The sequence below is a fragment of the Microcystis sp. 49638_E5 genome, assembly GCF_021300285.1.
Lineage (GTDB): Bacteria > Cyanobacteriota > Cyanobacteriia > Cyanobacteriales > Microcystaceae > Microcystis > Microcystis aeruginosa_C.
Map to the genome: position 1 here is coordinate 1 of NZ_JAJTDH010000121.1, position 11,363 is coordinate 11,363.

An 11,363-nucleotide genomic window follows, 5' to 3' on the forward strand; every position below is an offset into this window, starting at 1 on the left:
TAGTAAAAGCTGTTTGTAGGTGTCTTAACCCTTGTTGTAAAGGTACACAGCTAACTTCGTTTAAAAACTCTAATTCTTCTTGCTTTTTCCAGTCGGTTAGCATTGAAGAAGTTTCAGTATATCCTACTCTTTCTTGCTTTTCGTACCAAGCTTGTGTTCTGAGATGGAGAGCTTTGTTGTAAACTAATCTTACACAGCCCAATGTGCGCCGCAATAGCGACTCTTGTTCTGGTGTTGGGTAAAATCGGTAAGAATAGGCTTTTTCCATGTCTCACATTTTAGCATATATTTCGTAAACGATGCTCATATTTAACAGTAAAGCCGTCGTAGAACGACGGGGTTTCAGACCCAAATTTTCGATGAGCAAATGGGTAATCGTCCAGGACTGGTGGTAAGCCCTATTGATTTTAATCGCAAGATTGGTTTTGCCTTTGTCTGCCCGGTGAGCAATACGCAACGCCAGAACCCTTTCTACGTCAAGATTCCAGATGGAGAGGCGGTGACAGGAGTTATCATGGTAGATCAACTGCGATCGTTGGACTTCCGAGCGAGAAAAGCGAGCTTTATCGGCAAGTGTCCAGAACGGTTGCTCCAGGATGTTCTCAGAAGAATTAAGCCGATTCTTTTCTGATCGGGACATTCTCAAAAGCCTTACACATCCATTGTAGCTATCCCTCTCGCTCTTTACTCAAAATTAAGTAGCTGGTTATAATTAAATTAAAAATGGATTTTAGGTTCGATCCCCCCTTAGTCCTAGAGTTGATTCATAGTAGGGTTGATTCATGAATCAACCCTACCCTTAGTCCCCCCTTGATCAGGGTAAGATGTTCCCGCCAGAGTGTGTCTAGAAACAGGAGAGCGTTTTTTTGCACCAGAAACCGTCCAACGCTTGCAGAAAATAATCTGGGAAGATAAGCAGCCAAGGCGAATAAAAAAATCAAGGAGTCCGAGCTATGAAAAGATCTTTACGTCAAAACTTATGTGTTCTTGCCGCCCTCCTTTTGGGTACAAGTTTACTGATCACGGATTATGTGGACGCTCGCGGTGGCGGTGGTGGCGGTAGTCGTGGCGGTGGTGGTGGTAGTCGTGGCGGTGGTGGAGCTTCCCCACGGGTTAACCGCAGTAGTGATCTGCAAAACCGAGGGAATTTTAGTAATCGTTCCCAACCCTCTAGAGATTTTTCTGGAAGACAGGGAGAACGGCAAACCAGTCAACAAAACCGTCAAGGGGAACGCAGCGCAAGACAGGGGGAACGGCAAACCAGTCAACAAAACCGTCAAGGGGAACGCACGGAAAGACAGGGGGAACGGCAAACCAGTCAACAAAACCGTCAAGGGGAACGCACGGAAAGACAGGGGGAACAGCAAACCAGTCAACAAACCCGTCAAGGGGAACGCACGGAAAGACAGGGTGAACGGCAGGGGGAACGCAGCGAAAGAACCGATATCCGTCAAGGGGAACGCAGCGAAAGACAGGGTGAACGGCAGCAGCAGGTTAGCGATCGCCAACAGAACCGTCAAAACTTTATTGACGATAATCGCAATGGTTACTGGCGTGGTGGCGGTTGGTACGGTGGCGGTTATTACGTCCCCCCGGGTTGGGGTTGGGTGGGTTTGACCACCGGCTTAGTCATCGGTTCAGCGATCGCCACTCTCCCCCCCTACTACAATACCGTCTATGTGGGTTCTACTTCCTACATTTACTCGGACGGCATCTATCTTCAGCCTAGCGGTAGTTCCTACACGGTGGTGGCCCCTCCCATCGGCGCAATTGTCACCTATATCCCAGACGGCTGCACCACAATTACGGCTGACAATACACTTTATTACAATTGTAGCGGTATCTACTATCAGCCCCTGTTTGAGAATGGTTCCACGGTTTATCAGGTGGTTCGCTTCTAATCGGTTTCTTCTTCATCAATAATTGCCGATCGATCTAATAATAATAAATCTCGCAGGCGATCGGTATCTAATTCTGTTAACCAATTTTCCCCGGCATCTACGGTTTGTTCCGCTAATTGTTTCTTGCTTTCGATCATCTCATTAATGCGTTCCTCTAGGGTTCCCGTACAGATGAATTTATGTACCTGAACATTGCGTTTTTGTCCGATGCGGAAAGCGCGATCGGTGGCCTGGTTTTCTACGGCCGGATTCCACCAACGATCGATATGAAAAACGTGATTAGCGCGGGTTAAATTTAATCCTGTTCCCCCTGCTTTCAGGGAGAGAATAAAAATCTTTGGTCCTTGGGGATCATTTTGAAAGCGCTCGATCATTTCTACCCGATCTTTTGCTTTGGTAGAACCGGACAGAAATAATATTTCCTCGGCTAATTTTTTCTGGAGATGGGTTTGTAGGAGTTTTCCCCACTCGGCAAATTGTGTAAAAATTAAAGCTCGATCGCCTTCTGCTATCACTTCCTCTACCATGGCTTCTAAACGTAATAATTTTCCCGATCTTTGACTGGTTTCTAAACTATTTTCTTTCAAAAAATGGGCGGGATGATTACAAATTTGTTTTAGTTGCATTAGCAAGGTTAAAATTAATCCATGTTTCTGAATTCCTTGAGTTTCTTCAATTTTCTGGAGCGTTGTCTCGACTAATTGTTGATAAAGTTGTCCCTGTTCTTTCGATAAACCACAAAAAATATTCATTTCCTGTTTTTCTGGTAAATCTTCAATAATATTTTTATCGGTTTTTAATCTCCGTAAAATAAAAGGACGGACAAGGGAACGTAAATTATGCAGGGATTCTTGATCGCCGTATTTTTCAATGGGAAGGGCAAAACGACGCTGAAAAAATGTTTGAGTTCCTAAAAAATTGGGATTGAGAAAATCCAAAATTGACCACAATTCTGTCAGGCGATTTTCTACGGGAGTTCCCGTTAAGGCAATCCGAAATCCTGCGGGTATTTTTCGCACTGCTTGGGATTGTTTAGCCGTAGAGTTTTTAATATTTTGAGCCTCATCTAAAACTAAACCTTGCCATTGTACTGCTTCTAAACTGGACAGATCGCGATAGATTAAAGGATAACTGGTAATAACAACCGATTTATTTTTTACCTCTTGAGCAAAAGCTTGGCCTTTTAATCTTTTTTCGCCATGATGCACAAAAACCCCCAGGGTGGGAGCGAATTTTCTTAATTCATGTTCCCAGTTATTGACCACAGAAGTGGGAGCAACCACTAACACGGGGTTAACTAACATATCCTGTTCTTTTAATGCTAGTAAAAAAGCGATTAATTGCGGGGTTTTTCCTAAACCCATATCATCGGCTAAACAAGCACCTAAACCCCACTTTTCTAGGAAAGCTAACCAACTAACTCCCTTGATTTGATAGGGACGTAATTCCCCCCGAAATTCTCGCGGTGGGTTGATTAATTGAATCCCTTGATTGTTATTTAAATTATCAATTAATTCCTTTAATGCTCCCTCCGCTTGGAAATTAACTACCGGCAGTTTAGCAATTAGATTATTATCTCCTGAACTCAAGCGCAGGGCATCCTCCACCGAGAGATTAAGGGGAGCGATGGTATTATTTAAAATTGCCTGAGCTGCTTTGACATCCGTAGGTTGTAGGATTAACCATTTGCCTCCCACTTCCACCACTGGCGATTTTTTCTCTAATAACTTATCAAAATCTTTTTTCGATATTTCCTGTTCCCCTACCACTAATTTAAGCTGAAAGTTTAACAAACTGGTTAAACTTAATCTTTCTCCTTTTTTGGGAGTTACACTGGCAGCAATCTTAATTCCTAATCTTTGTTCATTACTACCAGCAGTTAAACCCGTTGGCAAAATTACCCCTAATCCCTGATCTTGCAATTGCCAAGCGATCGAGCGAATAAACTGATAAACTTCGATCGAATCAAGAGAACATTCCTCCGGGTGTCTCTGCTCTAAACTAATTCTAATCGGTTCGTACAATCGCGATGCTAATCCCAATCCTTTTAAGAGAATTTCCTGGGGATTATTGACAACTCTTTGATAACTATGATAACTTTCTTTGCCCTCTAACCAAATCAACTTGGCACTAATGAGAAATTCGGGATCATCTAACGCTTGTAAATAATAGGTGAGTTTCCACGCTGTCCCTAAACTGGGAGGTTGTAAGGATAGACAGACACGGTATTGATTCTCGATTAATTGGCGATTATTGCCATTAACTAAACTTTCTTGGATAGGAAACACCCAGTTATTATAAGCATTTTCTAGGCGCTGTAAATTCTTGGCTTCTAAGGCAATCTCACGATGATCACCGCTTAAAGATTGTAGCCAAGGTTTTACCATCAATGACGGCGAAATATTAACAGTACTATCTATCTTTTGTCGCAAACGAGCATCGACAATATTTTTTAAGCAATCGAGAATAATTGTTTGTGGTTCGCTATTTTCTTGATAGGCAAGACAGACCGGGGGGATGGTTTGGATAAACTTAGCTAAACGAGTGCGATCGATGGTACTATCTAGCAGGGGATACCAGCAACTTTCACCCTGATTTATTCCCGCTAAAAATTTCCCTCTTGCTAATAAATCTAAACTCCAACGGTGCAAATACAGCCAAAATCGTAGATCATTGCCGATAAATTCGGCCTTAGCTAGGGGCAATTTTTCCCATAACCGCACTATCATCCCCGCAGAAAAAGTTAATCCCGATATCTGCCATGGTTGCCAAGACAAGGATTTAGTTGAGGGTTCGAGAATTTGCCCCGACAGCAGCGGTAAAAAATATTTTTTCCTAGGGGGAGAATAACTAGGCAAACTGAGCTTGATTGATTCTGGAGAATAGCAGTCAAGCTGAGGAGAAAATTTCTCGATAAATTGGGCTAATGCCCCAGATTCTAGACAAAAAGGATGATTTTCCTTTGTTTCACTTAATTCCTTCCCTTGCCACTGTTCACCCCAAAGAAAAAAAACACTATCCTGCGAACCAATCAGCCAATTACCGTGTAGAGTAGTCATTATGAAATAGGGAAATTCCTTTAAAAAACTTGCTGTTGAAAAGGTAACAAATCTCGATTTTGTCGCTTCTTCTGACGTTAAGAGCCTCTAATCTTCTATTTTACTGGACAAGGGCTGATTTCTCAAGTAGAATCTAGTTCAGCGATTAGCCCCGATCGAATGGTTATTATCAGTAATAATAAATAGAGTTATTTTAAACTATGTACAAATCGATCGCCCTAACCCTCGCGCTCAGTCTTCCCCTTAACTTCTCCCTAGTTGGTCAGACGGAAGATTTAAACCACCTACAGCAATTATTATCCACCCGAAAATGTCCCCAATGCGATCTGAGCGGTTCAGGGTTAGTGCAATCGAATCTAGTCGGGGCAAAATTAAATGGGGCCAATCTCGTCGGTGCTAATCTTAGTCAAGCTAATTTAAGTGGGGCGGATCTGAGTGGTGCTAATTTAACCGGAGCCTCTCTTTTTGGTGCTAATCTGACTGGAGCGAACTTAACCGGAGCAATCTTGACGGGTGCGGATTTAAGAGGTGCTTATCTCAATAATGCTAACCTCGACAACACTAAACTAGACACTGCATACGTGCAGGGTGCGGTGGGAATTCCCAGTAGTGCCGGTACTCCTGAACTATTCTACGGACTAGGGATGGTGGAAGGAAAACAGGGACGCACCAGCGCCGCCATAGAAAATTTTAATAAAGCCTTGACAATTAACTCAGAATATGCTCCAGCTTATCTGGCCCGGTCCATGGCTCACTATCGTCTGGGACAAAATGCTCTAGCGGCCCAGGATGCTCAAATGGCTTCGACTCTCTTTCAACGCCAAGGCAATACCCCCGGTCACGAAGCAGCAGAGAATTTTATTAAAGGCATGGAAATCGCCCTAAAACCGCAAGAACAAGGTGGTGGCAACGCTCAATTAGACCAAATGGTGCAGGGGATTGGTTCTCTGCTCTTACAGTTTGTTTTACCCGCTTTGGGACTGTTTTAATCCTCGTCCGCTGGCTCTTCTAAATGTTCCGAGACCGCGTAATAAAGGTCAAGAACATGGTGATCGGCAAGACGATAAAAGACTCTCCGTCCCTGTTTTTGGTATTTAACTAATCTTAAGGCTCTTAGGGTTCTTAACTGGTGCGATACGGCCGATTCACTCATCCCTAAGTCGTCGGCTAAGTCACAAACACATAATTCTTGTTTGGCTAAAAGCGACAGAATTCTTAGGCGGTTGGCATCCCCCAAAAGGCTGAAAAATTCGGCCATTTTTTGGGCTTTTTCGATTTCTAATCCCTGCAAGTGCTGGAATTTCGCCTCTTGGTGATGGGATTCCCCACAAACCGGTGCTATTTTCTCTAGGGCCATATTTTTTCCTGATCGGTTATTAAGGGAAAGTTGAGAAAGGGAGGTATCGATCAAATCTTCCATGCCGATACTTGTCCCTTTCTTCCCAATAACTAAATTTAAACGCAACCACAGCCCTGGTGTCCACAGCCTTTCTCGTTAACGTGACCATTGGCACAAGCTTGGCAACAGTAGTATTTATCGTTTTCTTTGATGGCATCGGCGATCGATACTACACACTTACAGGATTTACAAGCACATTTCATGGTGGTGACAGCGATCATGGTTACTACCTCTGAACTTCTTTACTGACTTTATTATAACATCTGAACAGATGTTCATGGATTGAACAAAGTTAAATTTTTCTAAAACTCAGACGGGTGGGAAGTTCTCCTTGATCAGTGATCAGATTTGAGTTTTCAGTTTGCATATAGAGCTTTTCACGTTACTGAGGTATCGACAAGTTTTGCCAACAAAGAGTTTAACCCCCTTGCCCATGCCTCATTCTGATGAAAACTGCTATATATAGTCTAAGGTAGAAAAAAGTTAAATACTGACTAAACCGCCCAATCATAACAACTTAGGCGACAAATTCTGATGTTATTAGCATTAAAACAACTAACTGTTACCCCAGGCGACCGCCTGTTGTTAACTTCACTCACTTGGCAAGATTATGAAAAAATTCTTGACGAATTGGGAGAGCGACGGTCAATTCGTCTATCTTATAGTCAGGGAACTTTAGAAGCAATGACTCCTCTTTTTATTCATGAAAATACCAAAGTTTTAATCGGGGATTTGGTTAAAGTTCTCCTGGATGAATTAGAGTTAGACTATGAACCCGCCGGATCAACAACCTTTAAAAATCAGCAAATGGATCAAGGAATAGAACCAGATGAGTCTTTTTATATCGGAAATTGTGCTGCCGTTAGGGGAAAAAAGCGACTTGATCTGGCTATTGATCCCCCTCCCGATTTAGCCATTGAAATTGATATCACTAAGCGAACTCGATTTAATAATTATGAGCGATTGGGTGTTCCTGAATTGTGGCGATATGATGGGGAGAGACTGGAAATCAATGTTTTGCAAGGATCAGAATACGTTGAATCTTGCCAAAGCCGACTATTTTCTCAATTTAATCTAATAGAAAAAATTCCAGAAACGCTACAAAATAGTCAAAAAATCGGTAGTGCAATGGCATTAAAACAATTCCGAATTTGGGTCAAGCAAACGCTTAATCCCTGACTTCAAATGTACAACGAAGTCAGGGAACTGAGGTTTCCTACTGTCTTTTTACTGTTTACTGATTACTGTGTTTAGACGCGGAACAGCCTACCAGCGATCGCCAGCATCGTAAATTGTTAAACGTCCGACTCCTAGAGCTAATCCGGGAGAATTGTCTCCGGGGGGATAAGCAGTAATTCCAAACTGATAGACACCACCATAATCAGGATTTCGTACTGGTTTCAGACCGATGGAAACGGTATTACCAGGGGGGACAGGAGGATCAAAAATGACCGTAATCGTCTGAGTATTGGGGTCAAAGGTAGTGGATTTTAGGGTTAATTTTTCGCCTCGCTGATTGCGATCGCCAAGAAAAGCAAAGGTTTGATCAACAAGAAAAGCAATAGTTTGAATATTAGGCTGCTGTTGTATGGTTACTTTACCCAAGGGCGCCCCGAGAGACGGCGGCAGAGCGATGGTAAGATAGTATTTTGCTCCCCAAGCACGCACGGATTGGAAAGTAGCGAAGAAATTAACCAGAGTGGGAGAACTCTCAAAAAATACTCTGCCATCGGGAAATTGTCCTGCGAGGGAAACAGGAGCATCAAAAGCGAATATAGCAATCAAAGCGAGTTTAGATAGACTTTCAATCTGTTTTAAAGACAAAAAAGGAATTTTCAAGGTAAAAGCTACTATAAAATATTGATTGTCAAGGGGAATTATAGCAAATTCACTTAACCCCAAACCCCTGCCATGATCAGTGATCAGTGATCAGTTATCAGTTATCAGCTTTTTTCTCCCCACTCCCCCAACACCCCACACCCCACTTCATAATTTATAATTCATAATTCACAATTCATAATTCCCCAATCAGGAGTCAGTGATCAGTGATCAGCTTTTTTCTCCCCACTCCCCCACCCCCAACACCCCACACCAGGCGAGAATTTTTGCTAGGGTTAATCGTCTTTATGGAGCATCAGAATTAAGTTTAATTCTCCGTTCTTCCGGTCGTCGTACCGTGATCCGTGACCGTCAACCCCTGCGCCGTCATCTTGATTTTTTGGGCGTGATTAATGCGGTACAATTTTCTAGTCTCGATCTGGATTTAGTGCGCGGTGGTCCGGAAGCTCGCCGAGATTGGTTAGATACTTTATTAATTCAATTAGAACCCCTATACGTTCATATTTTACAGCAATATAATCAGGTTTTACGACAAAGAAATGCCCTCTTAAAAGAGATTCGTAAACAGGAATTAGAGGGAAAAGTTTATGCGGATTTATCCCAACTAAAACTCTGGGATTTACAACTAGCAGAAACCGGTTCAAGAGTAACGAGAAGAAGGGCGCGAGTCCTGCAAAGATTAATTCCTTTAGCCCAAAAATGGCACGAAAGTATTAGCGGAAAAACGGAATTTTTAGAATTACAATATGTTCCCAATGTGCCTTGGCTAGAAGATGATGTCAATGGGGTACAAAGGGCTTTTTTAGATAAGATTGAAACCCGTCGTTTGGCAGAGAAACAACTAGGGACATCGGTAGTCGGTCCGCACCGGGATGAAGTGGATTTTTTAATTAACCAAAACCCCGCTAAATCCTACGGTTCCCAAGGACAACAAAGAACCCTAGTTTTAGCCTTGAAATTAGCGGAATTACAGTTATTAGAGCAGATTATCGGGGAACCTCCCCTACTGCTCCTCGATGATGTTTTAGCGGAATTAGATATCGAACGACAAAATCAATTATTAGATGCGATCGAAGACCGTTTTCAAACTTTAATTACCACCACTCATCTCAGTTCGTTTGAGTCCCGTTGGTTGCAATCTTCCCAGATATTTTCTGTCAAAAAGGGACATATTTTTTATTAGCCTATAGCCTCTCTTTATTTTGCTCTTTGTCTGTATACACCCATAATAACAAAACAGGCCTGCGGCCTGTTTCACTATTAGATTAAGAATAATTAATCCTACCTAATCTCGCGGACTACCGGCTTACCGTCGATAATTTCACCGACGAGAATCAGATCAGCAACCCCGACAAATAAACCATTTTCTAAAACCCCCGGCATATTATTAATAGTTCTTTCCAAATCAGCCGGATCATCGATACTATCAAATTTAACATCGATAACTAAATTGCCTTGATCTGTCACCACGGGGCCAGCTTTTTTCACTCCCATGCGGAGAGAAGGTTTACCACCGAGGGCCTCTAATTTCAGCATCACCGGAGTCATGGCCATGGGTAACACTTCCACCGGCAAAAGAAAAGTCGATCCCAGCTTATCCACCAGCTTATTGCCATCCACTACCACGACGAAAATATCGGCGAGACTATCGACAATTTTCTCCTGAGTATGGGCAGCACCGCCACCTTTAATCAGATTTTTCTGGGGATCCACCTCATCGGCCCCATCGATAGCGATATCCATCTTCACGATGACATCGAGGGTAGTGAGGGGAATTCCGTACTTCCTAGCTAAAACTTGCGCTTGAAAAGAAGTGGGAACCCCGACAATATTGCTGATTTCCCCGCTTTGCAGTCTAGCGCCCAGATACTCGATCGCATAGGCCGTCGTTGAACCAGTTCCCAATCCCACGACCGAATTAGATTGAACTAGATTAGCGGCGGCCTTCCCGACCTCCTGTTTCATGATAATGACCGGATCGATTGCTGTCATGATGCACATTCCTAAAAGCGATATTTTGAACCTCTTAGTTATCGGCTATCCCTTGCCCTCTTGTCAATGCAATTAGGGATTAGTGGCCTGAGCTGCTAACATTTCCTTGAGTTTAGCCAATTCATTGGCCCAACGGGGATCTGGCTGTAAAGCGTCACCATCGCCGGTAACTTTCGGGGTACTACTGCCACCCCGTTCACCCTTGCGTTTTTTGCCGCCGCCACCACCACTACTGGATTTGCGCGGTGCTGCTGTCGTCGGTTTCGGAGTCGGTCTTTCGACTTTTTCGGGGGTTTCTACGCTTGCCTCCGTGCCTTCTGCTTCTTCTCCTTCTTCTTTACCTCCCTTGCTGCGGGGGAGAGCTTTCTCGATTTTGATCGGGTTTTCCATGAAGGATTGGCCGTTGTATTTTTCGATAAACTGGTCGGCTAGTTCATCGCTAGGGACGGTAACGAAGGCAAAACCGCGACATTTGCCAGTTTTGCGATCTTTGATGACTTTAGTGGTAATCGTATCCCCTTCATCGGCAAAAAGCGCCTGTAATTTTTCGCGCTCGACGGATTCTTTGGGCAAATTACCAACGTATAGACGAATGGACATGATAGATTCCTCCAAGTATAGGGTGATTTGACATACTCCCACCGTCAAGCTACGCTGTGACGGGGGATTCTTTCCACATTGCTGTTAGAAATTCCTTGTTCAACGAGACAGCTTAGATTCTCAATGTCTCCATTAAGAATCCAGAGGCCGGACTCTCCCAAGGCGTTTGGGTCGGTTTCTGTTTGCCCAACAGTACCGTTGAGATAATTTCCCAAATATTGTAACCCTTTTTTAAGAATATTTATTGCTGCATTATGATCCCTATCTAAGACTGTTTTACAGTTAGGACATTGATGAGTTCTAGTGCTTAATGTTTTTTGCACTCTCGTCCCACAAACTGAACAATCTTGAGAAGTGAAATGCGGCGGCACAGCAACACAAACAATCCGATAAATCTTGGCAAAATAATTCAACCAGTGAGTGAATTGATACCAAGAAGCATCAGAAATCGACTTGGCAAGCTTACGGTTTTTGACTAAGTTTCTTACCTTTAAAGCTTCATAGACTACCAGATCATTAGACTGGACTAACGCCAAAGCGTCTTTAATTGCTTTGTCTTTACGTTGTCTTGAT

General features: G+C 43.1%; 12 protein-coding genes and 1 pseudogene. 4 read left to right on the forward strand and 9 right to left on the reverse strand.

The window, feature by feature from the left end:
* Positions 1–268, reverse strand: a 268-nt coding sequence (locus LW728_RS21040) for a helix-turn-helix domain-containing protein (protein WP_287768070.1), incomplete at its 3' end; no start/stop codon positions are given.
* Between the two features lie 3 nt (positions 269–271).
* Positions 272–646 carry a hypothetical protein gene (locus LW728_RS23480; protein ID WP_502845982.1) on the reverse strand — a complete coding sequence of 125 codons (375 nt, stop codon included), beginning with the start codon at positions 644–646 and terminating at the stop codon, positions 272–274.
* Between the two features lie 307 nt (positions 647–953).
* Here LW728_RS23480 and LW728_RS21050 point away from each other — a divergent pair, with 307 nt between their 5' ends.
* Positions 954–1,901, forward strand: a complete 948-nt coding sequence (locus LW728_RS21050) for a DUF6515 family protein (RefSeq protein ID WP_287768074.1) — start codon at positions 954–956, stop codon at positions 1,899–1,901.
* On the opposite strand, the gene LW728_RS21055 is transcribed toward LW728_RS21050, so the two are convergent.
* Positions 1,898–4,960 carry a sll1366 family intein-prone helicase gene (locus tag LW728_RS21055; protein WP_287768075.1) on the reverse strand — a complete coding sequence of 1,021 codons (3,063 nt, stop codon included), beginning with the start codon at positions 4,958–4,960 and terminating at the stop codon, positions 1,898–1,900. The two genes, LW728_RS21050 and LW728_RS21055, sit on opposite strands and share 4 nt — an antisense overlap.
* A 200-nt stretch (positions 4,961–5,160) precedes the next feature.
* Between LW728_RS21055 and LW728_RS21060 the strand changes: the two genes are divergently transcribed.
* Complete coding sequence (locus LW728_RS21060; protein WP_287768077.1) at positions 5,161–5,949, forward strand: pentapeptide repeat-containing protein; 789 nt, start codon at positions 5,161–5,163, stop codon at positions 5,947–5,949.
* Here LW728_RS21060 and LW728_RS21065 read toward each other — a convergent pair.
* The gene (locus LW728_RS21065) at positions 5,946–6,380 is read right to left on the reverse strand and encodes an ArsR/SmtB family transcription factor (protein ID WP_002754959.1); all 435 of its coding nucleotides are present in this window, start codon (positions 6,378–6,380) and stop codon (positions 5,946–5,948) included. The genes LW728_RS21060 and LW728_RS21065 overlap by 4 nt on opposite strands.
* Positions 6,381–6,415: 35 nt before the next feature.
* Positions 6,416–6,580, reverse strand: a complete 165-nt coding sequence (locus LW728_RS21070; protein ID WP_287768079.1) for a metallothionein — start codon at positions 6,578–6,580, stop codon at positions 6,416–6,418.
* A 313-nt stretch (positions 6,581–6,893) separates the two neighbouring features.
* Here LW728_RS21070 and LW728_RS21075 point away from each other — a divergent pair, with 313 nt between their 5' ends.
* The gene (locus LW728_RS21075) at positions 6,894–7,538 is read left to right on the forward strand and encodes a Uma2 family endonuclease (protein WP_002800680.1); all 645 of its coding nucleotides are present in this window, start codon (positions 6,894–6,896) and stop codon (positions 7,536–7,538) included.
* Positions 7,539–7,625: 87 nt separating this feature from the next.
* Here LW728_RS21075 and LW728_RS21080 read toward each other — a convergent pair whose 3' ends face one another.
* Positions 7,626–8,198 carry a DUF2808 domain-containing protein gene (locus LW728_RS21080; RefSeq protein WP_287667879.1) on the reverse strand — a complete coding sequence of 191 codons (573 nt, stop codon included), beginning with the start codon at positions 8,196–8,198 and terminating at the stop codon, positions 7,626–7,628.
* A 259-nt stretch (positions 8,199–8,457) separates the two neighbouring features.
* Between LW728_RS21080 and recF the strand changes: the two are divergent.
* Positions 8,458–9,381 (forward strand): annotated as a pseudogene (recF, locus tag LW728_RS21085) (DNA replication/repair protein RecF); the annotation flags it as partial.
* Positions 9,382–9,479: 98 nt separating this feature from the next.
* Here recF and rpiA read toward each other — a convergent pair.
* The 3 genes from rpiA to LW728_RS21100 all read right to left on the reverse strand — a co-directional run.
* Entirely contained in the window at positions 9,480–10,190 is a 711-nt protein-coding gene (rpiA, locus tag LW728_RS21090; RefSeq protein WP_002800674.1) for a ribose-5-phosphate isomerase RpiA, read from the reverse strand.
* Positions 10,191–10,262: 72 nt separating this feature from the next.
* Positions 10,263–10,790 carry an RNA recognition motif domain-containing protein gene (locus tag LW728_RS21095; RefSeq protein WP_287768082.1) on the reverse strand — a complete coding sequence of 176 codons (528 nt, stop codon included), beginning with the start codon at positions 10,788–10,790 and terminating at the stop codon, positions 10,263–10,265.
* 44 nt (positions 10,791–10,834) lie between these two features.
* Positions 10,835–11,363: RNA-guided endonuclease InsQ/TnpB family protein (locus tag LW728_RS21100; RefSeq protein ID WP_287768084.1), on the reverse strand; the 529-nt coding region annotated here is incomplete at its 5' end.